The following is a 24080-nucleotide window of genomic DNA, read 5'->3' as shown; positions in this document are numbered from 1 at the left end:
TATGGAAGAACGATTGAAGACGGCCGCGCTGCTGGCGCTGGGCCTGCTGCTGACCACCGCCTGCCAGGCGCAGCCGCCGCAGGCGCCGGTGCAGGCCGGGGCCTGGCGGAAAGTGTCCGATGCGCAGCTCGAGCGCAGCGCGCAGTTTTCGATGTTGCCGGCCAAGGCTGCGCCGGGCAGCCGCTGGGCGGTCTATGACGCGGGCAAGGACACGGTGGTCTGCTGCCTGGTGGTGGACGGGCCGGTGCTGGACGAGGCGGCGCTTGAGTCGACCTACAACATTCCCGGGCCGTGGATCACCGACCTGACCAATGGCTGGAACCTGGATGCCGCGCCCTACCGGCCGCAGGTCCAGCATGCCGTGGCCAAGGACGCGTTGGCAGGCTATCGATTCGGTGACAACGCCGGCAACGGCGGCGGGCTGCTGCTGCCGGCCAACGCCCGCGTGGCCGCACCGCGTACGCTGGAAATCGGCGGGGTCCGCTATGGCGTTGAGCGCAGGCAGCATGCGCTGGCCGACGACGATGGCACGGTGGTGACCTTTACCCTGCGCCCGGCAGCGGGCGGAACGCCGCTGAAGGTCGAAGTGCCCTATGCGACCTATTGATGGGACACGCCTGGCCGCCGTGGCGCTCTGACGCCCGGCTGCCGTGAAACGGGAGCGCGGTGGTTGGGGCGATGCGCGCCAACCGAGGATCCGAGGCCGCTTCAGCAGGCGGGCCGGTTGGGCGTTTGTGCTTGCCGCGTTCGCCTGCCTGGGCGTTGCCTGCCGCAACGGTGCGGCGGGGCAGGGTGAGCCGGCGCAGCAGCCGGGCCAACCGGGCGCCTCCGCTGCCTCGCCGGATGGCGCGTCGGCAACGCACCGCCGCCCGCCCGGCAATGCACCGTATGCCGGGGTGATCATCAACTACCCGCACTCGGGCTGCTCCTTCGCCTACAGTCCTGTCGACTTCTGCGATGCAGACCACCGCGCGCAGATCGAGACCGCCATCCGCACCCAGGCCCCCAACTTCAACCGGCATTACCTCCTTGCCGTGCTGCAGGAGCGCAAGGCGTACTTCCAGCAGTCGATCGTGCTGATCGACAGCCGCGATGGCACGGTGTTTCCACTGCCCATCGATGCGTTTTCCGGGCGCCTGGCCGGCACGGGTGGGGCCACGAGCGAGGGCACGGTGGAGACTGCCGTGGACAGCGATACCTTCTGCGTCAGCGGTGCACTGCTGGTCTACCGCGCGTTCGAACAGGGGCGGTTCTGTTTCGGTTTTGACGGACAACGGTTTACGGGGCACCCGACCCAGTACATGAACTAGTACATCCAGCACCGGCCGAGGGTGCTGGCACGCAGCCCGGGCCCATGGCATGCTCGCAGGAATGGGCCATTGATGGCCCCGGTGCAAGGACAGGGCGGGCATGAACGGACAAACCGGACGACGGGCCTTCGGGCTGGCGCTGCTGCTGTGCCTCGCCACGCCGTCCGTGCAGGGCGCCGTGCCACCGCCGTTCGGGGGATGGCGCAGCCTCGATTCGCGGGACGGTGCCGAACCGGCGCTACGCGATGTGCCGTTCGCCCTGCTGCCGGCCGACGCGCCACGCGGCACCCGCTATGCGGTGCTGGACCGGGAGGGCAAGCGGGTGGTGTGCTGCCTGCGGGTGGCCAGCACTGCGCTGGATGACACCGCGCTGCGCAAGGTCTACCAGCTGCCGGACGAATGGGTAATGGACCTGCACAACCAGCGCAGCGACCGCCGGCCGTGGGAGCCGCACGTGTTTGAAATGCGGCGGGAAGGCGAGCTGGTCAGCTATGTATTCGATGATGCCGTCGAAGCCTACAGCGAGATGGGCGGCCTGTTGTTGCCCCCCGACGCGAAGCTGCAGGCGGACGGCACCCTGACCGCGGCCGGGCAGTCCTGGCAGCTGCAGTTCCGCAGCACGCCGCTGGGGGATGACAGCAGTGCACTGGACCGGTTCACCCTGCAGCCGGCCGGCGCCAGCGGCAGCCCGCTGGTGGTCGAAGTGTCCTACGGAACCTATTGATCCATAACGTTAAAGTGGCGTGATGCCACGGGCGTGCGCTGTCGTTTGCCATCTGTTACCGTCGCCCTGCAGGGGCAAGGAAACGCCGTCGGTGCGCCGACGGGGCAAACGCTGGGAGCGCCATGGAAGCGATTCGCGAGCTCATGGTGCAGGCGGCCGGCCTGTCCGGCGAGCAACGCCTGTACACGGTGGAACTACCGGGATCGCCGGCGGTGGTGGTTGATCGCTGGCACGCAACCGATGCGCTGTCGCAGGGGCGTCACCTGCGGATCGAACTGCTGTCGATGGATGCCACCCTGCCGCTGGCGCAGTGGCTGGGGCAGCCGGGTTGCCTGCGCGTGCGCCAGGCCGATGGCCAACCGTGGACGCGGCATGGCGTGATCGCGGCGGCCGAGCAGGTGCAGTCCGACGGCGGACTCGTGCGGTATCGCGTCACGCTCGATGACTGGACCTGGTGGCTTGGCCAGGCTGTGTGCAGCCGCGTGTTCCAGGAACAGCGTGTGCGCGACATCATCGATGCGGTGTTTGCCGGCCATGCGCCCCACGCACAGTGGCGCTGGACCGACGAGGTCGAGGGCGTGCTGGCGGCCTCGCGACCCCGCAGCTACTGCGTGCAGTACCGGGAGACGGACCTGGCGTTCGTGCAGCGTTTGCTGGCCGAAGAAGGCCTGGGCTGGTGTGTGGAGGAACGCGATGATGCGCCTGCCGGGCATGGCCTGGTGGTGTTTGCCGATTCCACGCTGCTGCCCGAGGCGGCCCGCTCGCAGCAGGACGGGGGTATCCGCTTCCATCGTGCCGATGCTAGCGAGGCCAGCGATGGCGTGCAGCAGCTGGGGCAGCAGCGCCGGCTGCAGAGCACGCGGTTGCAGCTGCACAGCGGTGATTACCGCACGGTGCGATCGATCGTGGGGCAGCTGCCGGTGGACGGCGGTGGCACCACGCCGCGCGAAGATTACGATCCAGTGGGGGCGCACGCCTTTGCCGACACGGCGGAGCTGGAACACCATGCGCGGCTGGCCGCCGAGGCCCGCGAGGCCCAGACGCGGCTGTGGCATGGTCGTGGCAGCGTACGCAGCGCTGATGCGGGCCAGGTCTGGCAGTTGACCGGCACGCCGGGCGAGGTGCCCGCCGCCGTGCTGCTGGTGCAGGTGGACACGGTGGGCGTGAACAACCTGCCCGTTGACCTGCGCCGCGCGCTGGCCGCTACACAGGTCGGCGCAGCGGGGCTGCAGGCCGAGGCGGAAAGCCATGGCCATGCGCAGCGCTTCACCGCCATCGCCCGCGAGCGCCGCTGGCGCCCGGTGCTGGTGGACGGCACCGGCGCACGCCGCAATCCGCGCCCGACCGCACCGGGCTACCAGACGGCGATCGTGGTGGCCGGGCAGGGCGGCGATGGCACGGACCTGCACGCCGATGCGCACGGTCGTATCCGGGTGCGCTTCCACTTCCAGCAGGGCACGCAGGCCGGCGACAGCGCCTGGCTGCGGGTGGCGCAGCGCTATGCCGGTCCGGGCGTGGGCAGCCAGTTCCTGCCGCGTATCGGCCAGGAAGTGCTGGTGGCGTTCCTGGAAGGCGATATCGATCGTCCCGTGGTACTCGGCGCCCTGTACAACGGCCGCGGCGAAGCCGGCGTGGCGCCCACGCCGGGTGGCAGCGGCGCCGACAGTGATACGACGCTGTACGGGCAGGCCGGTGATGCACGCACCAGCGCCCAGGCCAACCTCAGTGGTGGACGGGCCCCGGCGTGGCACGCGGCAGGCGCCGGAGACAATGCACACCGGCACGGTGGCGCCCTGTGGGGCGTGCGTTCGCGCGAATGGAACGGCGGCGAGGGCAGCAACCACCTGCTGTTCGACGATTCGGACCAGCAGCTGCGTACGCAGCTGGCCAGCAGCCAGCAGGCCTCGCAGCTGACGCTGGGCCACCTGCGGCACCAGGCGGACAACTACGTGGGCAGCCTGCGCGGGACCGGCTTCGAGCTGCGCAGCGATGCCTGGGGCGTGATGCGTGCGACGGCGGGCAGCTGGCTGACCGCGTATGGCCGCCGCGGGCCGTCACCGGCAGGCGAGGCGGTGCAGCCGGCGGCGCTGCTGACGCAGCTGCAAACACTGGGCGCGCGCTTCACCCAGGCCGCGCGTACCCACCAGACCAGCCCGCTGGCGCTGCAGGAAGGCACCGGCGCGATGGGCCGCTCGCGGCAGGTGCCCGACCACGCGCCGGTGCCGGCGCTGCACGCCATCGCGGCGACAACCGTGGCCGGTAGCGACTTTGCCGGCGCGCGCGATCAGGCACTGGAGCACCGTGCCGAGGGGGGCCAGGATCGCGTGCCGCACAGTGGTGATCCAGTGCTGGGTCTGGCTGCGCCGCAGGGCGTCGTGCAGGTAGGCGGACAGGCGCTGCACTGGAGCGCGGGCGAAGGGCTGATGCTGGCCAGCGGGCAGCACAGCGATGCCAGCGTGATGGGCGGTGCCCGCCTGCATGCCGGGCAGGCGCTGGGGGTGCTGGCGGCGGCGGTGGAGAATGGCGCTGCGGCGGCAACGGCGCTGAGCGCGGTGGCCGGCAGCGGCGAGCTCGACATCCGCGCGCAGGCCGATGCGATCCAGATCCAGGCGCGGCAGGCGCTGCGTGCCACCAGCGGGCAGGCGGCGCTGGAGATGGCGGCCAGCAAGGTGGTGCACATCGCCACCGCCGGCGGCGCCAGCGTGACCCTGGCCGGCGGCCAGATCATCATCAACGCACCGGGCACGATCACCGTGCACGCGCAGCGCAAATCGTTCGTCGGCCCGGCCCAGCGCGACTACCCGCTGCCACAGATGCCGCGCAGCAGCTGCAGGAGCTGCATCCTCGATGCCATGCGCCAGGGCACGCCGGGGGTGCTGGTCTGATGCCGCGCTATGCCGTCATCGACAGCGCACAACGGCCGCATTTCGACGAACGGTTGTCGCGGCTCGGGGCGCGTTACTGCTCATTGTTCGAGGGCCACGCCGAAGCCAGCCTGGGCGACATCGCCGCCCTGCTGGTGGAATACCCCGACACCGGCACCGACGCGTCGCCGGCGCTGGCGGCGGAGATCGCGCGGCTGGCCGCCGACAGGCCGGCGGTCAGCCTGTACTGGAGCGCGCTGGACCTGCAGGCGCTTGCGCGGCATTTCCGTGCGTTCCACCTGGCCCGGGTGCCGGAAAAGGGCGGCAGCGAGATGCTGCTGCGCTGGTACGACACCCGCATCCTGCCTGCGTTGATGGACGTTTTCACACCGGCACAGCGCGCAGCACTGCTGCAGGGCATCCAGCGCGGGCAGTACTACGACCGCTTCGGCGATCTGCACGCACTGGACTGCACCGACCTGCCCGACGGTGAGCTGCCTGCGCTGCCACCGTTGCAGCTGGATCCTGCGCAGTACCAGGCGCTGCTTGAGGCGTGCGAGCCGGACGTGGTCATCGCCCAGCTGCGGCGGGTGATTCCCGATGAGATGCGCCGGCTGGACCGCCGGGCGCTGTATCCCTTCGTCAGCACCGCCGTACAGGACACGCTGGCGCATGGTGTGCAGCAGACCGACGACCACGTGCAGTATGCGTTGCTGGCGCTGTACACCTCCGGTGGCTTCCGCTCGCACCCGGCGGTGGTGCAGCGCATGGCAGGGCATCGCGATGTCCATGAACAACCCTTTTCGGACTGGGTGATCAACCTGCCCGAGGACATCTGGTCGAGCGGTACGCCGCTGTGGAATGGCGATGCCGCTCACGCGCCAGCGCCGCCAGCCGAAGCGGGAGAATGGCGATGAAGCGGCAGAGGGGGAGTGTGTTGTGCTGCGTCGGTGCTGGGCGCGACGAAGGTGGCACCATGAACGTTGTCAGCACACGATCGCTGCCGCTGTTGGCCGACGGCATCATGAGAGAGATCCGGGAGGAATCATGCGTCTGAAGAAGATCGGCCTGCTGGGCCTGTTCAGCATCCTGGTGGGGGTGCTGCCGGGCTGCCAGGCGCAGGAACGCAGCAACTCAACCGGTGTGGTGGGCTACAACCACACCGACAACCCCATCTACGAGTTCATGCTCAACGGGGAAAGCGGTGGCTCGGTCGATGCGCACAGCGGCGGGGGATCGATGGTGTGCTGCATCGTCATTCCCGCGGTCTGGCGCCCCGGCCTGGAGGTGAACGTGCGCTGGAGCCATGACCTGAAGACCTACCAGCAGAGCACGGTGCCGTTGCCAGCCTACGATGAGAGGGCTGGGCACATGGCGGTCCATTTCCTCCGCAACGGCGAAGTGAAGGTGTATGTCAGCCACCTGTACCTGGGCCATCCCGATTACCCCCTGACGGGGCCGGAGGCGGGCCTGCGCGAAGGCGAGAACCCGGTGCGCCAGGATCTGCTGGATGCGAAGAAGGAGGCACCATGACCGCTGTCAGCACACGACCGCTGCCGATGCCGGCCGACGGCCTGCGTCGCCTCAGCGGCGCCGAAGCACAGCGCCGGGCTGCTGCACTGGCCTGCCTGCGCAGCCCGGGCTCGGAATGCCAGGGCCAGGTCCACGTGAACATCTTCTTCGACGGTACGGGCAACAACCGGCTGTGGGCGGGAACCTATGTGCACGGCAAGACCCGCAGCACGCAGAGCCAGCTTGCGCGCAATGGCCACAGCAACGTGGCGCGCCTGTTCGATGCCCGCTTGGATGAAAAGCAGAACGGCTTTTTCAGCTTCTACGTCCCGGGGGTCGGAACACCGTTCGCCGAAGTGGGCGATACCAGCCAGGAAGGCGACACGCTGGGTGCGGCGGCGGCCAAGTACGGTGCGCATCGCATCCACTGGGCCATTCTTCAGATCATCAATGCGGTGCATGCCTACCTGACATCAGGCGATCTGATATCCAACGAAGAAATGAATGCGCTGGTGGCGACGATGAGCCGCACCCGCCTGCTGGAAGGGCCGCTGCGCCGCGCGATGATGCAGTCCATTGCATCCCGCCTGGAAAACGTGGTCAAGCAGCACCAGCGCAGGGTGACCGCCGTGCACGTCTCGGTGTTCGGTTTCTCCCGTGGCTCGGCGCAGGCGCGTGCCTTCGTGCACCGGCTGTACGAGGTGGCCGAGGTGTGGGGCAGCGGGTGTGGCTACAACATTGCCGGCATTCCGCTGCAGCTGAATTTCATGGGGGTGTATGACACGGTGGCTTCGGTCGGCATCGCCGGCATGAGCCGGGTGTTCAAGGGCAAGCTGGACTGGGCCGCCGGCGAGATGATGAGCATCCACCCGGAGGTGAAGCAGTGCGTGCACTTCGCCGCGCTGCACGAGCAGCGCATCAACTTCCCGCTGGATCTTGCCAGCGGCGGGCGCGAAAGCCTGTACCCGGGCATGCACTCGGATGTCGGCGGCGGATATTCGCCGGGGGGGCAGGGCAAGGATGTCGTGGGCGGCAAGGCCGATGGCACGGCCAAGCTGTCGCAGATCACGCTCATCGACATGCACCATGAGGCGATCAAGGCCGGCGTGCTGCTGAAGACGATCGAGGAGCTCCGCACCCAGGCCATCCCGGCGCTGCACTTTGGCTGCCACCCGGACCTGGTGAGGGACTACAACGCCTGGCTGGCCGGGCATGGGGTCGGTACGGGCGACCATGCCGAGCAGATCCGCGCGCACTGCCGGCAGTACGTGGCGTGGAAGGGGCTGCGCTACCAGCCGGGGGCCGAGAACCTGCAGCAGCAGCCGTTCTACCGGCAGGCAGATGGCGAGGACAAGGACGATCTGAACAACGCGCAGCGTGACTTCGGACGTATGGTGGACAACCTCGGGCAGGGGCGCCGGGACATGGCCGCCCACCGCACACAGATGGCGCAGGCCCAGCAGCGGGTGGAGGAAGGGCGCAGGACCGGGCGGCCAGTATTCGAGGCGGCCCAGCGCGCCTCGCAGCCGGCCTACGACTACGCGCGGATTCCCGCCGAGACCAGTACGCTGCTGGATCTGGTGCTGGACAAGGCACCGGTGCCGGCGGCCAGCGCGGTGCTGTTCGACAACTATGCCCATGACTCGCTGGCCGGCTTCTACATGAGCCGCTGGACCGAACTGAACATCCCGACCCTGAGCACCTATGGCTACCTGCGCTACCGGGAGGTGTTCAACGTGGCCGGCATCGCGCCACAGGTGTGCCAGGACCCGGCCACCCTGCCGCCGGCCAACATTCCCACCATCGGCGGGGCATTCCAGCAGCTGGGGGCGGCGATGGGGCGCTGAGGGGGCCGGGCGGCGCGCGCGGCGGGGCCATGCCGTCTACACTACGCGCCGCGCTGTCGCCCCGTGAGTGCCGTGTCCCGTCTGTTGCTGTTGTTGCCCTGCCTGCTGTTGTCCGCGTGTGCCAGCACGCCGGCCCCGCCCGCCGCCTCCGATGCCCTGTGGCGGCTGATCCAGCGTGACTGTCTGGCAGCCGGTGGGCCGCAGGGGCCTTGCCTGGCAGTGGAGCCGGCACCTGACCGCCGCGATGTGCTGGTCAAGGACCGGCATGGGGATTATCAGTTCCTGCTGATGCCGATGGACCGGGTCAGCGGGATCGAGAGCCCGCAGTTGTACCAGCGCGGCGCACCGAACTACTTCGCTGCCGCCTGGCAGGCACGCGCGCAGACCGAGCGTGCGCTGGGCCGGCCGCTGCCGCGCAATGTGGCCAGCCTGTCGCTGAATTCCCCGCAGGGCCGCTCGCAGCACCAGCTGCACATCCACATCGACTGCCTGCGCGCGGACGTGCTGCAGGTGCTGGATGCGCAGGCGGGCGCGATCGGTACGCGCTGGGCGCCGCTGGCCCAGCCCCTGCGCGGCCACATCTACCAGGCCCGCGCACTGCCGGGCGAGCAGCTGCGGGCCAACCCGCTGAACCTGCTGGCACAGGACCTGGCCGGCGCCGACGTTGGCCAATGGGGCGTGACGGTGGTGGGGCGCGATGCGGTCGAGGGCGGGCCGGGTTTCGTGCTGCTGGCCACGCGGGTTGATCCGGCCAGCGGCAACGATGCCAGTGCCGAGGAGCTGCAGGACCACGCCTGCACGGTGCTGACCGGCGCGCACGATGCGATGGAGCGCGTGCGCTGAGGCGCATCAGGCCGCCGGCGGCCAGTCCGGGGCGGTCTGTGCATACAGGCAGCGGTCCTGCCAGCCGTCGGGGGCGCGGTGATGGCCGCGCAGCACCCCTTCACGACGGAAGCCGGCTGCCAGCAGCGCCTCCCTGAGATGGTCGTGGCCGGCGGGGGGCAGCAGCAGGCAGACGCGGTGCAGGCCCACCTGCTCGAACAGGAACCGGCACAGGGCGAGCATCGCCGACCGCAGCTGGATGGCATCCATCAGCAACGCACGACAGGGCCAGTCCAGCTGCGCACGCTGGGCGTGGATGCATTCCAGCTGCACGGAGAGCTGGCCGATCAGGCGGTCCTGCTGCTGCTCGAACACGCCCAGCAGCAGGCGATCGTCGGCATGCTGCAGGCGTGAGCGCTGCACGCTGGCCAGGAAGCGGTCTTCGCCGGCGGGATCATGGGGGTGGCATTGCAGCCGCCGCACGCGCTCATGGAAGCGGCGCCAGATCGGCAGGTCCACGCGTTGCAGCGGGCGCAGCACGGTGTCGCCGTGGCGCAGGTGAAGCAGGTGCCGGCGCAGGACCGGGCGCAGCAGGGGAACGGAGGGCAGGGAGGCAGTCATGGGACCTGACGATGCCGCGCATGCCACCGGAGTGGCAATCGAAAACATTGTATTCGGGCCAAATCCGTCAACGCTGGGCTTAGGTCGTTACGCCATAAGCGCATCAGGCCAGATCATTTCCGTCTGTAACCGTCACCCGGGACACTGCCCAGTACCGGGGTTTCCGGCCGTGTGCATCACCGGCCGGCCCCGGACCACCCCCCGTCTCCAGGTACCCCATGTCCATCCACACCCTGGGGCTGCGCCCGCGTCCGCTGGCGTTCGCCCTGTCATCGCTGTTGTTCGCCACCGCGCCGGCCTTCGCCGGGGATGCCACACCGACCACCCTGCAGGAAGTCACCATCACCGGCTCGCGCATTCCACGCGCTACCGTTGAAGGCCCGTCACCGGTCACCGTGATCACGCGCGAACAGATCGACGCGCAGGGCTACCGCAATGCCTTCGATGCGCTCAGTGCACTGACCGAAAATACCGGCAACGTACAGGGCGAGGATTTCGGCAACACCTTCACCCCGGCGGCAAACACCATCAACCTGCGCGGGCTGGGCCCGAACCGCACGCTGGTGCTGGTCAACGGCCGGCGCCAGGCTGACTATCCACTGGCCTACGACGGTTCGGTGAACGTGGTGAACCTGGCCAACATTCCCACTGCGTTGATCGAGCGCATCGAGATCCTGGCCGGCGGTGCGTCGGCGGTGTATGGCTCCGATGCCATCGCCGGCGTGGTCAACATCATCCTGCGCAGGCAGTACGACGGTGTGGGTATCAACGTGCGTGCCGGTGGCACCGAACAGGGCGGTGGCGACAACCAGCGCGTGCAGGTGGTCGGCGGTGGCAATGGCGAGCGCTGGCATGGGGTGTTTGGCCTGGAGCTGGGCAACCGGAAGGCGATCTTCGCCTCGCAGCGTGATTTCATGGATTCGCTGGCCGATGATCCGCGCGGCATCACGCCGCTGGCGACGGCGGTGGCCTACCGCCGCAATGCCAGCAGCAACCGCTACATCGACCCGGGCAGCGCCGCCTGCGCGAACATCGGCGCGCTGTATGGCGACAGCGTGTTCCTGGCCAGCAACCCGCGCCAGGGCAATTACTGCGGCAGCAACACCGCCCCGGCCACGTTCTGGTCGGTGCAGACCGAGAAGCGCAATCTTGATGCCTATGGGTCGCTGACCTGGGCGCTGGATGAGCGCAACGAACTGTTCGCCGACGTTGCCGTGGGCAGTGCACGCATCTACAACAATACCCGTGCGCCCACCTGGACCTCGGCGCGCACGTATTTCTACAACCAGAACACCGCGGCACTGGAGACCTGGTACCGCCGCTTCGCGCCGGAGGAGATCGGAAGCCGCCAGGCCAATGCCAACCGCTTCCTGGAAAATTCCTGGTCGTTCACGGTCGGTGCCAAGGGCCAGATCGGTGATAGCGACTGGCAGTACGAGACCAGCTATGGCCGCTCGCGGTATGAGAACCGCACGCGCCGCCCGGTGCTGCTGGCGGGCATCAACGACTACCTGCTGGGTCCGCAGCTGGGCACGCGCAATGGCGTGCCGGTGTATGCGCCCGATCCGGCGCGGCTGTACCAGGCGCTGACACCGCAGGAGTACGGGCAGCTGTCTTCCACCCAGGAAAGCCGCAATGCCGCCTGGCTGCAGACGTTCAGTGCGAGCGTCAACGGCCGCCTGTTCGCGTTGCCGGGAGGCGATGCCGCGCTGGCGGCCGTGGTGGAGGCGGGCAGCCAGGGCTACAGCAACCGTCCCGATCCGCAGCTGGGGCAGGGCGTGTTCTGGAACACCAGCGCGGGCGTGCCGGCCGGCGGGGAGCGTGACCGCTATGCCGCCGGCGTGGAACTGCAGCTGCCCTTGCTGGAAAAGCTGACCACCACGCTGGCGGGCCGCTATGACCAGTACCGTGCCGGTGGCAACCATATCGGCAAGGCCACCTGGAGCCTGGGCGTGGAGTTCCGCCCGCTGGACAGCCTGCTGCTGCGCGGCAGTGCCGCCACCAGCTTCCGTGCGCCGGACATGAACTATGTGTTCGCCACCGAGACGCGCGGCTACAACCCCGGCCTGACCGATTACTGGCGCTGCCGCACCGCCGGCCAGCCGTATGACAACTGCGACTACAACAATCTGTCGATCGATTTCACCAGCACCGCCAATCCGCAGCTGCAGCCGGAAACCGCCAAGTCCTACGGCCTGGGGCTGGTATGGTCGCCACTGGCCAGCGTCGATGTCAGCGTGGACTACTACGACATCCGCATCGACAATGAAGTGACCAACCTGGACAGCAGCCGCATCCTGCGCGATGAAGCCGACTGCCGCCTGGGCCGCACGCTTGGCGGCGAAACGCGCGACATCAGCTCGCCGGTCTGCGTGGATGCGCTGGCACGGGTGATCCGCAACCCGTCCAACGCGGCGGTGCAGCCGGACCAGGTTACCCGGGTGCTGATCAACCCGATCAATGCGGCGTCCGAGTCGGTGCGCGGCGTGGACGTGAAGGGCAACTGGCGGCTGGATGCCGGGCGCTACGGCCGCTTCACCACGCGCCTGGCCTACAGCTTGGTGCTGTCGCATGAGTATCGGCAGTTCTCGGATGACCCGCTGCGTGACGTGCGCAATTCGCTGGACGAGTTCCAGTGGCGCAGCAAGGCCAATGGCAGTATCACCTGGCAGTACAACGACTGGACGGCCACGCTGTATGGCAACCGTTACGGTTCGCTGCCCAAGAGCGATGGCAGCGGCCGCATCGCGCCCTACATCACCTACAACGGCAGCGTGTTCCGCCAGTTCGGCGAAAACCTGTCGGTGGGCGTGATCGTCAACAACCTGCGCAACAGCAATCCGCCGGCGGACAGGAACGGCGGCGGTTGGCCCTACTACCCGGTGGGCAACTACGACCCGTACGGCCGCCAGTTCTGGCTGCAGGCGGACTACCGGTTCCGTTGACGGCGCACACGCCCCTGATGCATCCGCCAGGCATGGCCTGGCGCTACACAGGGCGTGGATGGCGTGGATGGCGGGTGTGGTCGGGGATGACCCTGTGGTAGATCCACGCCATGCGTGGATGGGGCGTTCCCGGTCATGCCTGCATCCGCCAGGCATGGCCCGGCGTTACCGGGTCAGGGCAGGGCCTGGGCCAGGTACGATTCGATGACGTAGCTGAAAGGACGCTGCTGGTTGTCGCGCAGCAGCGCGCGGACTTCCAGCACGGTGGCATGGTCGCCGCTGCCACGCGGCGGCCAGAACGTCTGATCGGCCTGGGTCTGGCGCTGGAAACCGAGCGGGCTGACCACGCGGCCGAACGGTTCGTCGGTGCTGTCCAGCACCTCGTTCATGGCCGGGCTCAGGCGCTCGGGCAGGTACCAGTTGTCCGCCTCGGACAGCACGCGTGCGCCACAGGCCAACTGCACCCGGCGGTAACGCAGAGGCGTCTGGGGTGTTGCGCCCAGTGCCGCCATGACCTCTGGCGGCGCCGGCTTGTCCTGGCCATGCACCCGGACGGCACGCACGCGGGCCTGTTCGGCCAGGCCATGCTCGGCGCACCAGGTTTCCAGGGTGGCCGTGGCGCTGCGCCCGGCCAGGATGCGCTGGTGCAGGATCTCCACCAGCGCCGAGGGCGCCACACGTTGCTGGCCCGGGGGCGATGGCGGCGCAGCCACCGGCGCATCGGCCGCGGACAGGCTGGCGATGGGCGCAGCGGCCAGCAGCGACGCGGCCTGCCAGCGGCGGAGACGATCGTGGCGGTCGGTGGGGCCCATGCAGCATCACAGCGTAAACAGGGGCCTATGGTACCCGTTCAGGCGTATCCACGGCGTGCCACGTGCCGTGCCGTTCAGTCCGGCTCCCGCCGGACCTGCCCCCACAGTGCCGTTGCCAGCGCACGCACCGCATCGCCTGCGTCGGGCCGGTGCAGCAGGCCGATCTCGTAGGTATCAACGACCGGCAGGCCACGCTGGCCGTCGATGATGCGGTGACCGGCGCCGACGGCCCGCCGCGGCAGCAGGCTGATGCCGATGCCATCGGCCACTGCTCCCTGGATGCCGCTCAGGGACGAACTGGTGAAGGCGATGCGCCAACGCAGCCCCAGTGCTTCCACGGCCTGGATCATCTCGTCGCGGTACAGGCCCCGGGGGGGAAACATCACCAGTGGCAGCGGGTCCAGCCGCAGGCAGGCGCTGCGCTGGCTGTCGATCCAGTGCATCGGCTCGTGCCGGCAGTGCACGGCCGGCCGGCTGTTGCGGCGCTGCTTGACCAGTACCAGGTCCAGCTCGCCGTGGTCGAAGCCATGGGCCAGATCACGGCTGAGGCCGCTGCTGATTTCCAGCTTGACCTGCCGGTGGCGGTGGCTGAAGGCGGCCAGCATGCCGGTGGTCTGCGGGTTGACGAAATCCTCCGGCACGCCGATGCGCACGGCGGTTTCCACGGTGGCACCGGCCAGCGCCTGCAGCAGTTCCTCGTTGAGGTCAAGCATGCGCCGCGCATAGCCCAGCAGGGTGTGCCCGGCGTCGGTGGGCTGCACGTCACGATGGCTGCGTTCGAGCAGGCGATGCCCGGCCAGGTCCTCCAGCCGCCGTATCTTCTGGCTGACCGTGGACTGGGTGGAGTGCAGGCGGGTGGCGGCGGTGGTGAAGCTGCCACAGTCGGCCACCATCACCAGGGCCCGCAGCAAGTCCAGGTCGAACAGGGTTCTATTCGATTTGCCACTGTCTTCCATTTGAACATTTAATTTCTGGATGTATGGGGCGGACTTCTACCATGCAGGTCCGGGGGCGGCAATGCCGTCGCCCCCTCGCCCCAGGAGGCCCGCCCATGCGCATCCGACGCGCCCGCCCCTATCGCCTGCTGCTGTGGTGCCTGATGGCGCTGGTGCTGCCGGCCAGTGGCGCTGGCGGGGATGCCGGGCAACGCCTGCGGGCAGCGGCCAGCCTCGGCGATGCGCGGGCCGTGCACGAGGCGTTGCAGGCCGGGGCCCCGATCGACGCCCGCGATGCCCGGGGCCGCACGGCGCTGCTGCTGGCCACCCATGGCAACCACGTGGATGCGGCCCGGGTGCTGGTTCAGGCCGGTGCCGACGTCAATGCCAAGGATGCGATCCAGGACAGTCCCTACCTGTATGCCGGTGCGCGCGGCCTGGACGCCATCCTTGAACTGACCCTGCAGCATGGCGCGGACCTGGCCAGCACCAACCGCTACGGCGGCACAGCGCTGATACCGGCCGCCGAGCGTGGCCATGTACGCACCGTGCAACGGCTGCTGCAGGCCGGCGTCGCAGTGGACCACGTCAACCGCCTGCACTGGACCGCGCTGCTGGAAGCCATCGTGCTCAGCGACGGCGGCCCGGCCCACGTAGAGATCGTGCAGGCGCTGCTGGCAGCGGGGGCAGACCCGATGCTGGCCGATGGGGAAGGCGTGACCCCGCTCGCCCATGCCCGCCAGCGCGGCTACCACGCGATCGTATCCCTGCTGCGTGCGGCGGGCGCCGATCATTGAACGCTTTCCCCTTCCCATCCGTGCACCTGCACGTGTTCCCGAGGATGTTGTCCATGCCCCGTCTTGCCCTGTTGACCCTTGCTTTCGCCGCCGCCGGCCTGCCCATGGCGGTACAGGCAGCCGAAAACGCCGACCTGCTGATCCGCAACGCCACCGTGGTGGATGTCGAGCATGCACGTACGCTGCCCGGGCAGAGTGTGGTGATCCGCGGCGAGGACATCGTGGCGGTGGGGCCGGACGCGCAGGTGCGCGCGCAGTGGCAGGCGCGCCGGCAGATCGATGCCAGTGACCGTTACCTGATACCGGGCCTGTGGGACATGCATGTGCACTTCGGTGGTGGCCCGGCGCTGGTGGAGGAGAACAAGGCGTTGCTGCCGCTGTACATCGCCCATGGCATCACCACCGTGCGGGACTGTTCGGGTGACCTGCCGCAGCAGGTGCTGCAGTGGCGCGGCGAGATCGCCGCCGGCACGCTGTTCGGTCCACGCCTGCTCACCTCCGGTGCCAAGATCGAAGGCATCAAGCCGGTGTGGAAGGGCACGATCGAAGTGGGCAGCAGGGCCGACGTCGATCAGGCGATCACCCGCCTGCAGCATGACAAGGTCGATTTTGTGAAGATCACCGACAGCACGCTGACCCCGGAGCTGTTCCTGTATTCGGCCAGTGCCGCGCGCCAGGCCGGTTTCCGGGCGTCGGGCCATATCCCGATGGCGCTGACCGTGGAGCAGGCGGTGGATGCCGGGCTGGCATCGATCGAGCACCTGGACTATGCATTCAAGGCCGGCAGCCGGGACGAGGCGAAGATTGCCGCGGATTTCGGCGCGGGCCGCATCGACCGCGCTGAAGCCAACCGTCGCCTGGACAGCAGTTTCGACCGGGAGACCGCCCTGCGTGCCTACCGTGATTTCGCCCGTCGCGGCGTATTCGTGACACCGACCCTCAACGGTGGGCGCATCCTGGATTTCCTGGACCAGCATGACCATGCCAACGATCCCTACCTGGCCTACATCGGCCCGGGCCTGCGTGCGACCTACACCTGGCGGGTGGAGCGTGCGGCCAAGGCCAGCCCGGCGCAGATCGAAGCGCGGCATGCGCAGTACCACCAGGTGGCGGCGGTGCTGCCGCTGCTGCAGGAGGCCGGCGTGACGATCATCGCCGGTACCGATGCCGGCTTCCTCAACTCGTTCAACTACCCTGGCATCGGCCTGCACCAGGAGCTGCAGTTGTTCGTCAAGGAAGGCCTGAGCGCGCCGCAGGCGCTGTCGGCGGCGACGCGCTCGGGCCCGGCCTGGTTCGGGCAGATGGATCGCTATGGTGGCATCGGCCAGGGCAAGGCTGCCGACCTGGTACTGCTGACGGCCAACCCGCTGCAGGACATCGCAGCGACGGAAAAGATCGACACGGTGATCCTGCGTGGCACCGTCTATGACCGCAAGGCGCTGGACGCGATGCTGGCCGACACCCGCGCGAAGGTCGCGGAATGGAACGCAAAGCGGTAGAGCCACGCCATGCGGGGATAGAGCCTTCGGTCAGATGCCGTGCGACGGAGGCATTCCGCCAGGCATGGCCTGGCGCTACCGTGTGCGCCGTTGGTGAATCCAGCGGATGCGTGGATGAGCCTTCGATCGGCCGTGTGCGCCGTTGGTGAATCCACCTGCGGCCGCATGGGCCATGGGTAGATCCACGCCATGCGTGGATGCGGTTGCCGGCAGTCAGGGGCGCGGTGGCAGCGGGGCCGGGCGCATGCCGTGCAGGCTGGGCAGGGCGGCCTTCATCGCTTCGATGAAGGCCCGCAGGCGCAAGGGCTGCTGGCGGTCGGCCGGGAACACAAGGTGGACCGGCAGCGGCGGCGCCTCCCAGTCGGGCAGCAACTGCACCAGCCGCCCCTGGGCCAGATCATCGGCGACCAGCCAGGCGGAAACCACCGCTGCGCCGAGCCCGGCGCGTACCGCATGCTGCACCACGAACAGGTTGTCGGTCAGCAGCCGGGGCGCGAAGGTCAGCGTGTGCGCGTGGCCGCGCTGGTCATGCAGCACCAGCCGTTCGCGGTAGAAGGTGGTGATCGAGACCCAGGGCAGGGCCTGGGCGTGCTGTGGCGTGGTGACCGTCGCCGGATCGGCCAGTGTCGGCGCCGCCACCACGATGCGCGGCACCTCCGCCAGCGGCAGGGCCACCAGCCGCGATTCCTTCACGTCACCGACCCAGATCGCGCAGTCCATGCCTTCGGCGATGAAATCCGGCCGCCGATCTTCCAGGATCCACTCCAGGCTCAGCTGCGGGTGGCGGGCCAGGAAGGCCAGCATCGGGTGGGCCAGCTGGGCCTGGCCGAAGGCATGCGGTGCCAGGATGCGCAGGTGGCCACGCAGCACGTCCGGCTCACCCTGCAGTTCGGCCTGCAGCGATTCCCATTCGTCCAGCACGCGCTGGGCATGGCGCTGGCAGCGCAGGCCCTCCTCGGTCAGCTGCAGGCCATGGGTGGAGCGTTGCAGCAGGCGCAGGCCCAGCTGGCGCTCCAGCGCCTGCAGGCGGCGGCTGATGGTGGGCTGGGTGGTGCCGAGCTGTGCGGCGGCGGCCGACAGGCTGCCGGCATCGACGATGCGCAGGAAGGTGCGCAGCAGTTCCAGGCGATCGGCGTTGGTGGCGGAATCCTGCATGCGTCGTGCGTATGACCAGTATGCCTGCGAGCCTACTACAGGTATGGGGAGGCTGGGCGCAGTCTAGCCACCGCATTTCCTCCCCCATGAGTTTTTCCATGTCCACACCGTCCGTTTCAGTGGCCGCGCCTGCGGTCGCTGGCCCGTCCGCACCCCTGGTGGTGTCGATGGCCGCAGGGGCCGGCTTTGCCGTGGCCTCCCTCTACTACAGCCAGCCGATGCTGGGCCTGATCGCCCAGGACCTGGGCGCTGGCGAGCGCGGCGCCGGGCTGGTGCCGACCCTGACCCAGCTGGGCTATGCGCTGGGCATCCTGTTGCTGGCACCGCTGGGTGACCGTTTCGACCGCCGTGTGCTGATCCTGGGCAAGTCGGTGCTGCTGGCCCTGGCGCTGGCGGCGGCGGCGATGGCCGCGCAGCTGCCGGGCCTGCTGGCGGCCAGTCTGGTCATCGGCCTGGTGGCGACGCTGGCCCAGGACATCGTGCCCGCCGCCGCCACGCTGGCCCCCGAGGCCCGGCGCGGGCAGGTGGTGGGCCGGGTGATGACCGGCCTGCTGCTGGGCATCCTGCTGTCGCGCGTGGTCAGCGGCCTGGTGGCACAGGCGTGGGGCTGGCGCACGCTGTTCGTGCTGGCGGCGGTGGCCGTGGCGCTGATGGGCCTGGTGCTGGCCCGCGCGCTGCCGCGCTTCGCGCCGACCACGACCCTGCGTTATCCCGCGCTGCTGGGCTCGCTGTGGGCGCTGTGGCGGCAGCAGCCGCAGCTGCGCCGCGCAGTGGCCAGCCAGTCGTTGCTGGCGGTGGGCTTCAGCGCGTTCTGGTCGACGCTGGCGCTGATGCTGCATGCCCGCCTCGGGCTGGGCAGTGCGGCGGCAGGGGCGTTCGGCATTGCCGGTGCCGCGGGTGCGCTGGCGGCACCGGTGGCGGGGCGATACGCCGATCGGCTGGGCAGTCATGCCGTGGCACGCCTGGCGATCGGCGTGGCATTGATCGGCTTTGCGCTGCTGCTGACCGATGCGTGGCTGCCGATGGTGGCGCTGCTGCCGGTGCTGGTGGTCAGTACCGTGCTGTTTGATTTCGGTTTCCAGTCGGCGTTGATCGCGCACCAGACGCTGGTCTATGGCCTGGTACCGCCGGCGCGCAGCCGGCTCAACGCGCTGCTGTTCACCGGCATGTTCGTCGGCATGGCCAGTGGTGGCGCGCTGGGCAGCCTGGCGTTGGCGCAATGGGGCTGGATGGGTGTCGCGTCGCTGGCCACGTTGTGTGCCGGTGGCAGCCTGCTGTTGCGGCTGCGGTGAGGAAAGGCATCCACGCGTGGCGTGGATCGACAGGAGCGTGTACGTGATGCACGTCAGGCCCCGGTGGATCCACCCCATGCGTGGATGAGCGGCACGCACATGGCGTAATCCGCTCTGGTATCGCGCGGGCTGTCCCGCGCACGCTCGTGGCCTCTCGATTCTGGACGGCCGGAGGCGGGGTACATGCAGGGATGTGGATGGATGCTGCTGCTTTGGCTGCTGGCGCTGGATGCCGGTGCGCAGTCCCGTGTCTACAAGTGCATCGGCGGTGCCACGCCGGTGTACCAGCAGACGCCCTGCCAGGGGCAGGCCGAATGGCGATGGGAGATTCCCGTTGAGGCATCGCAGCCGCGGATCACGGCGGCGCCGGCTTCGCCCCGGCCACGCAGCGTGCGCGGTCGATCACAGCCGATGCGGCGTGCGCCGGTGTCAACCGCGGGGCAGGGCGGTGTGATCGGCTGGGCCAGTGATACTGCCGCGTGCAATGAGGCGCGTCGGCTGCGTGGCCAGCGCCTGGCCGCGTCGAAACGTCTGGACTACCTGCAGCGCCGGCAACTGGATGACGCGGTGCATGCAGCCTGCCGCTAAGCCTGGAAACGAAGACGGCACCCGAAGGTGCCGTCCACGAACAACGCCTGCGCTGCGGCTCAGTGGCCGTCGTGGCTGCTGGCGGCCGGTGCCGGTGCATCGGTTTTGGGCAGGCTCAGCTCCGGGTTGCCCTGTTCGGCCTGCAGGACCTGGATGCGGCGCTGCAGGGCGTCAAGCTGGCTGTTGGTGCTCTGCACATCGGTGCTGAGGCTGACCGCCTGCTGCTGGGCCTGCTGCAGGGCGGCGCTGACCTGTGCCGATTGGGCCTGCTGCTGTTCCATTTCCTGCTGCAGCGAGCGAAGGCGCTCTTCGTTGTAGGCCACCAGCCGCTCGGTGTAGCGCTTGCCGGCTTCCAGGCGGGTGGTGTCGATGTACACCTGCGAAAGCTGTTCGGTCTGCTGCACGAAGGTACGGTAGACACGTTCGGCGTTGTCGACGGCATCGGTCTTGATCACGCGCCAGAAGTTCTTTTCCTGGAACAGCGCGACGTAGTAGGTCAGCGTGCTGCTGTTGAACAGCAGGCTGGCGCCATAGTTGCCGTTGTAGGTGGTGCGCAGTTCCAGCAGCTGGCTGGAATCCATCAGCTGCTTGAGCTCGTCCACGGTGTTGCGTACGACCGGTGCCGGGCGCGCCGGTTCGGCAGCGGCTTGACGGTCGCCCCGTGCGGCCATCGCCGACGGTGCGGCCAGCAGCACGGTGATCGCCACCACGGCGGCAGCCAGCGGGCGCAGGGCGGAGCGGGCGGTGTCCCCGTAAGTTACTCGCATGTATTGACCATCCACGGACGTAGGTGGGTTGAGGTGAACAGGTTTCCCCGGGCCGAGTTTAGCATGCGTTCACGGGCCGCCAACGCCCCGCCGGCCCGGCTCAGTAGACCAGCTGGGCCGGGGTGCATTGGATCGATTGCACGTGCACGTCGGTGCGCCCCAGTTCCAGGCCCAGCACGCTGCTGAGCAGGTTCATCAGCAGCGTGCCGACGCTGTTGAGGATCGGCTTGAGGGCGTTGATCACCGGCGACAGCACCACGCACAGCAGGCCGCTGCAGGAGGCGCTGTTGTTGCCCGGCGTGGTGACCCCGCCGCCGGTCGGGTCGGTCAGCCCGCCGGGCTTGGTCTGCAGGTAGGCGGCCAGGTTGCCCTTCACGCAGTTGTTGTAGGCCAGCAGCGCTGACACGAGGCTGTTGCAGCGGTTGATCACCAGCCCGCCCAGCAGCGAGCCCAGCACGCCATCGAGCACGCCCAGGCCTTCGCCGGTGACGGTGGCGCGGTAGCCATCCCAGACCGACCCGTCGCGGTGGCAGGTGGCCAGGTTGAGCAGGCCACAGGCGTAGGGCACGCCGTCCTTCACGGTCCAGTCGCCCAGGGGCTGCAGGTTGGTGGCCGGATCGCCCTCGCGCAGCAGCTTGATGGTCTTGTTGGCGTCGTAGAAGCCGTTGCCCGGATTGGCCAGCTTCAGGTACCGGTCGGCCAGGTCGTTGGCCACCTGTGACGGCGTGGCCACACTGTTGTTCGGATTGAGCAGGTTGGACAGCACGCGCAGCAGTTCATCCACCAGCGCGCTGACCGTGCTGCCCACCGCCAGCGCGTTGGGCTGGGTGGAGCGGGTTTCGCCGGCGGGCACGGTGAGCGTCTGTGTATCGGCCAGCGCGGCGATCTTGACGTAGTCATTGACCAGTGGCCGGCCGAGCAGGGTCAGCAGCTGTTCGCGCTGCAAGGTGTCATCGCAGACGTTGCGCTTGGAGAACAGGTCGCCCGGCGCCACCTTGCCCACGCACGCGCGCAGCACGGTGGCATCGACCCGGATGCTGGCCGTAGGGGGCGTGGTACCGCACTGCAGCGCGGTCAGCGTGCCCATCGCATTGGTGACGTCGGCATGGATGGGCAGGTGCAGGCGGATGCCCAGCAGGTTCAGCAGTCCGCCAGCGAGGGGGATGTTGTTGGTGTCCACGTCCAGCACCAGCCGCACCTGCGAGGTGTAGGCGCGCGCGCCGACGCCACCGATCGCGATCGAGGGCGGTTCGACCACGGCCGCCTTGGCCGTGACGAGCCCCAGCAGGCTGAGGTTGTTGATGGCCACGCCACGGCCACCATTGGCGATGCTGATGCTGGTGGTGACCAGATCCAGCAGGTTGACATCGGCCTGCAGCGCGCCGGAGATCGTGCCATCGGGGGCCACGACGCGGGCGAACAGGCCACCGCCGTTGGCATCGGAGCCCAGCTTGACGTCCAGCTGCTTGATGTCCACGCCGTTGACCACCAGCGCGTTGTTCAGTGCGGACAGGTTGATGTTGGCCACGCCCTGCTGGCCGAGCAGCTTCACTGTCGCATCGAGGATCTGGCCCAGCTTGACCGTGCGCCCTGCGAGGAAATCGTTGAATTCGCCCACGCCCATGTTGACGTTGACCGGGATGCCCAGTGCCTGCAGCAGACCGTTCGGCGTGACCTTCACCTGCGCCAGGCCGTCGTAGCCCAGCAGGGTGGTGCCATCGAGGTTGGCACCGACCAGCTTCAGCACCGAGCCCAGCGGCGTGTTGCCGTTGACCCGCAGCAGCTGCGAGCCCACCGAGAACACGGCGGTGGGCGGCGAGCGCTTGGCGATCGCCTGGGCGCGCACGGTCGGCAGGCCGGTGGCCTGATGGAAGAACGGCAACACGCTGCGTTCGGCCACCACCTTGACCGCGTTGCGCGGATTGTCGGCATCCACGGCACTGCTAAAGCGGTCGCCTGCACGGCCTTCCTTCCAGCTGCCACACTGGATGGTCAACGTGCCGGGGAACCGGTTCTGGTTGACGGCGTTGAAGCGCGCCGCGCTGTTGTCGCTGTTGCTGGCCACGCACAGGTCGATGCGCTGCGCACCGGCCATCGCTGCCAGGTCGGCGACCTTCTGTGCATCGCGCTTGGCCCAGAAGACGTAGCCGAATTCGACCAGGCCGAGCATGGCGACCAGGCCGAGCATCACCAGCATCATCGTCACCGACATGCCGCCGCGCTGGTGGCTTCGGGTTGCTGTCGACCTGGTGGCGTTCATGGCGTTATCTCCCGGACAAGCCGCCTGAGGAGGAGGAATCGACCTTGTTTTCGAAGAAGTCGGGAATTTCGTGTTCGAAACTCTTCAGGTACCGCGCATAGCTGAGGGTGGCCTGGTCGCCCAGGATCGGCAGGCGGCGGCCGGCCTGCGTGCCCGCGGCCTGCAGCCGCAGCAGGCTGCGGGTGGTATCGCCGATCTGCGGGGCGTGCCGCGACGGGACCGGTGAGGCGCTGGGCAGGGACGTGTCCACGGCAGCCGGCTGCAGTGGCGCGACCGGCACGGTATCGGGCTGCAGGGGGTAGGTCTCGGCCGCCGGTGCGGTGGCCGGGGGCGCGGGTGCGGCGACAGGGGCCTGCCCGCCCAGCATGCGCCCGGTCAATGGCGCCTGCTGGGCATGGGCGGTGCCGGCCAGGGCCAGCAGCAGGCAGGGCAGCAGGAGGCGGGTCATGGGCGGTTCTCCGGGGCGGTGTCGGTGGCGCGGAACCGTTCGAGCATCGACGGTGGCAGGCGGGTTTCGGCATGGCCTGTGCTGCGTGCATCGGTACGCGATTCGGCGGCGAGGCGGCGCGGCGTGGTGGCGGTGGCGGTCTGGGCGGCTGGCGTGGCCTGGGCGGCGGCGCTTGCCGCGGCAGCCGCGGCTTGCGCACGCTGCTGCAAGCGCTGGCGGATCTGCTGCGCCTGCTGCGCCACGCCCTGGCGGCTTTCTTCGCCCAGGTTGCCCTGCTGCATCAAGCGTTCGGCGGTGGCGGTGTCACCGCGCAGGGTGGCCCACAACGCCAGGTTGGCGGCAGCGCGCGCATTGCCCGGTGCCAGTTCCAGTGCCTTGGCCAAGGGTTCGCGGGCCTGCTCGAACTGGCCATCGCGCAGTCGTGCGAAGCCCAGGTCACCCAGGTAATCGGTATTGAGCGGCTCCAGCTGCGAGGCGCGGGCCAGAGCCTGCTCGCTGCCGGCATCGTCGTTGCGGGCGGCGGCGATCAGGCCCAGCCCGTGCGCGGCGGCGCCGGCCTGTGCGCCGCTGCCCAGCGCCTGGTAGAGCGCCTGGGCGGCATCGACCTGCCCGGTCTGCCGCAGGGCATCGGCCTGCAGCAGGCGCAGGGCGGGGCTGTCGCCGAAGCGCTGGCGGTAGGCATCCACGTGCGCCAGCGAGGCATACCAGGCCCCCTGTGCCTGCATGCGCCCGATCAGGTCCAGGTAGGTGGTGCGCTGGTCCTGCGGTGCCGGGGTCGGTTCGGCCAGGCTCGGTCCCTGGCGGTAGCCGTTCTGGGTGGATGCGCAGGCGGCCGCCAGCAGGGGCACCAGCATCAGGCAGCAGCGGAAGGAAGCATGCATC

21 protein-coding genes are annotated in these 24080 nt (G+C 68.9%); 13 read left to right on the top strand and 8 right to left on the bottom strand.

All coding sequences use genetic code 11. The features are described from left to right. Window position 1 precedes the first annotated feature (1 nt). The 8 genes from Q9R17_RS20445 (at window position 2) to Q9R17_RS20410 (ending at window position 9100) form a co-directional block, all read left to right on the top strand. Window positions 2-607 carry a decarboxylase gene (locus Q9R17_RS20445; RefSeq protein WP_308156413.1) on the top strand — a complete coding sequence of 202 codons (606 nt, stop codon included), beginning with the start codon at window positions 2-4 and terminating at the stop codon, window positions 605-607. A 127-nt stretch (window positions 608-734) separates the two neighbouring features. Then, on the top strand, window positions 735-1310 hold the full coding sequence (locus Q9R17_RS20440; protein WP_308156412.1) for a hypothetical protein: 576 nt from the start codon (window positions 735-737) through the stop codon (window positions 1308-1310). Between the two features lie 100 nt (window positions 1311-1410). Then, a complete protein-coding gene (locus Q9R17_RS20435) occupies window positions 1411-2034 on the top strand; it encodes a decarboxylase (RefSeq protein ID WP_308156411.1) in 624 nt (207 codons plus the stop codon). Window positions 2035-2156: 122 nt separating this feature from the next. Next, window positions 2157-4919: a type VI secretion system Vgr family protein gene (gene tssI, locus Q9R17_RS20430; RefSeq protein ID WP_308156410.1), complete on the top strand. Its 2763-nt coding sequence runs from the start codon at window positions 2157-2159 to the stop codon at window positions 4917-4919. Further along, the gene (locus tag Q9R17_RS20425; RefSeq protein WP_308156409.1) at window positions 4919-5815 is read left to right on the top strand and encodes a DUF4123 domain-containing protein; all 897 of its coding nucleotides are present in this window, start codon (window positions 4919-4921) and stop codon (window positions 5813-5815) included. Before tssI ends, Q9R17_RS20425 begins: the two co-directional genes overlap by 1 nt. A gap of 130 nt (window positions 5816-5945) precedes the next feature. Next, window positions 5946-6431: a DUF3304 domain-containing protein gene (locus tag Q9R17_RS20420; protein WP_308156408.1), complete on the top strand. Its 486-nt coding sequence runs from the start codon at window positions 5946-5948 to the stop codon at window positions 6429-6431. Beyond that, window positions 6428-8257, top strand: coding sequence for a DUF2235 domain-containing protein (locus Q9R17_RS20415; protein ID WP_308156407.1), 1830 nt, complete (start codon window positions 6428-6430; stop codon window positions 8255-8257). Before Q9R17_RS20420 ends, Q9R17_RS20415 begins: the two co-directional genes overlap by 4 nt. Window positions 8258-8329: 72 nt before the next feature. Then, window positions 8330-9100: a CDP-diacylglycerol diphosphatase gene (locus Q9R17_RS20410; RefSeq protein ID WP_308156406.1), complete on the top strand. Its 771-nt coding sequence runs from the start codon at window positions 8330-8332 to the stop codon at window positions 9098-9100. A gap of 6 nt (window positions 9101-9106) precedes the next feature. On the opposite strand, the gene Q9R17_RS20405 is transcribed toward Q9R17_RS20410, so the two are convergent. Beyond that, window positions 9107-9700 (bottom strand): GNAT family protein, encoded by a 594-nt coding sequence (locus tag Q9R17_RS20405; protein WP_308156405.1) that lies wholly within the window; start codon window positions 9698-9700, stop codon window positions 9107-9109. A 218-nt stretch (window positions 9701-9918) separates the two neighbouring features. Here Q9R17_RS20405 and Q9R17_RS20400 point away from each other — a divergent pair, with 218 nt between their 5' ends. Next, window positions 9919-12645 (top strand): TonB-dependent receptor, encoded by a 2727-nt coding sequence (locus Q9R17_RS20400; protein ID WP_308156404.1) that lies wholly within the window; start codon window positions 9919-9921, stop codon window positions 12643-12645. Between the two features lie 173 nt (window positions 12646-12818). Here Q9R17_RS20400 and Q9R17_RS20395 read toward each other — a convergent pair whose 3' ends face one another. Together Q9R17_RS20395 and Q9R17_RS20390 are read right to left on the bottom strand one after the other, a co-directional pair. Further along, window positions 12819-13457: a hypothetical protein gene (locus tag Q9R17_RS20395; RefSeq protein ID WP_308156403.1), complete on the bottom strand. Its 639-nt coding sequence runs from the start codon at window positions 13455-13457 to the stop codon at window positions 12819-12821. A 74-nt stretch (window positions 13458-13531) separates the two neighbouring features. Continuing rightward, window positions 13532-14413 (bottom strand): LysR substrate-binding domain-containing protein, encoded by an 882-nt coding sequence (locus Q9R17_RS20390; RefSeq protein ID WP_308156402.1) that lies wholly within the window; start codon window positions 14411-14413, stop codon window positions 13532-13534. 95 nt (window positions 14414-14508) lie between these two features. Here Q9R17_RS20390 and Q9R17_RS20385 point away from each other — a divergent pair, with 95 nt between their 5' ends. Both Q9R17_RS20385 and Q9R17_RS20380 read left to right on the top strand, forming a co-directional pair. Beyond that, complete coding sequence (locus Q9R17_RS20385) at window positions 14509-15189, top strand: ankyrin repeat domain-containing protein (protein WP_308156401.1); 681 nt, start codon at window positions 14509-14511, stop codon at window positions 15187-15189. 44 nt (window positions 15190-15233) lie between these two features. Beyond that, on the top strand, window positions 15234-16688 hold the full coding sequence (locus tag Q9R17_RS20380; RefSeq protein ID WP_308156400.1) for an amidohydrolase family protein: 1455 nt from the start codon (window positions 15234-15236) through the stop codon (window positions 16686-16688). A gap of 213 nt (window positions 16689-16901) precedes the next feature. Here the strand turns inward: Q9R17_RS20380 and Q9R17_RS20375 are convergent, their stop codons facing one another. Continuing rightward, the gene (locus tag Q9R17_RS20375) at window positions 16902-17843 is read right to left on the bottom strand and encodes a LysR family transcriptional regulator (protein ID WP_308156399.1); all 942 of its coding nucleotides are present in this window, start codon (window positions 17841-17843) and stop codon (window positions 16902-16904) included. 98 nt (window positions 17844-17941) lie between these two features. Here Q9R17_RS20375 and Q9R17_RS20370 point away from each other — a divergent pair, with 98 nt between their 5' ends. Together Q9R17_RS20370 and Q9R17_RS20365 are read left to right on the top strand one after the other, a co-directional pair. Next, on the top strand, window positions 17942-19135 hold the full coding sequence (locus tag Q9R17_RS20370; protein ID WP_308156398.1) for an MFS transporter: 1194 nt from the start codon (window positions 17942-17944) through the stop codon (window positions 19133-19135). A 201-nt stretch (window positions 19136-19336) separates the two neighbouring features. Further along, on the top strand, window positions 19337-19723 hold the full coding sequence (locus Q9R17_RS20365) for a hypothetical protein (protein WP_308156397.1): 387 nt from the start codon (window positions 19337-19339) through the stop codon (window positions 19721-19723). Window positions 19724-19782: 59 nt separating this feature from the next. On the opposite strand, the gene Q9R17_RS20360 is transcribed toward Q9R17_RS20365, so the two are convergent. From Q9R17_RS20360 to Q9R17_RS20345, 4 genes are all read right to left on the bottom strand, one after another. Continuing rightward, on the bottom strand, window positions 19783-20490 hold the full coding sequence (locus tag Q9R17_RS20360; protein ID WP_308156396.1) for a DUF2968 domain-containing protein: 708 nt from the start codon (window positions 20488-20490) through the stop codon (window positions 19783-19785). Between the two features lie 100 nt (window positions 20491-20590). Further along, a complete protein-coding gene (locus Q9R17_RS20355) occupies window positions 20591-22750 on the bottom strand; it encodes a TadG family pilus assembly protein (protein ID WP_308156395.1) in 2160 nt (719 codons plus the stop codon). 4 nt (window positions 22751-22754) lie between these two features. Next, the gene (locus Q9R17_RS20350) at window positions 22755-23198 is read right to left on the bottom strand and encodes a DUF3613 domain-containing protein (protein WP_308156394.1); all 444 of its coding nucleotides are present in this window, start codon (window positions 23196-23198) and stop codon (window positions 22755-22757) included. Beyond that, the gene (locus Q9R17_RS20345; RefSeq protein WP_308156393.1) at window positions 23195-24079 is read right to left on the bottom strand and encodes a Flp pilus assembly protein TadD; all 885 of its coding nucleotides are present in this window, start codon (window positions 24077-24079) and stop codon (window positions 23195-23197) included. Before Q9R17_RS20345 ends, Q9R17_RS20350 begins: the two co-directional genes overlap by 4 nt. Window position 24080: the final 1 nt, after the last annotated feature.

This window comes from Stenotrophomonas sp. 24(2023) (genome assembly GCF_030913365.1).
Taxonomy (GTDB): domain Bacteria; phylum Pseudomonadota; class Gammaproteobacteria; order Xanthomonadales; family Xanthomonadaceae; genus Stenotrophomonas.
Note: the sequence above shows the minus strand (reverse complement) of the source record. Positions and strands in the feature narration are given on the sequence as shown.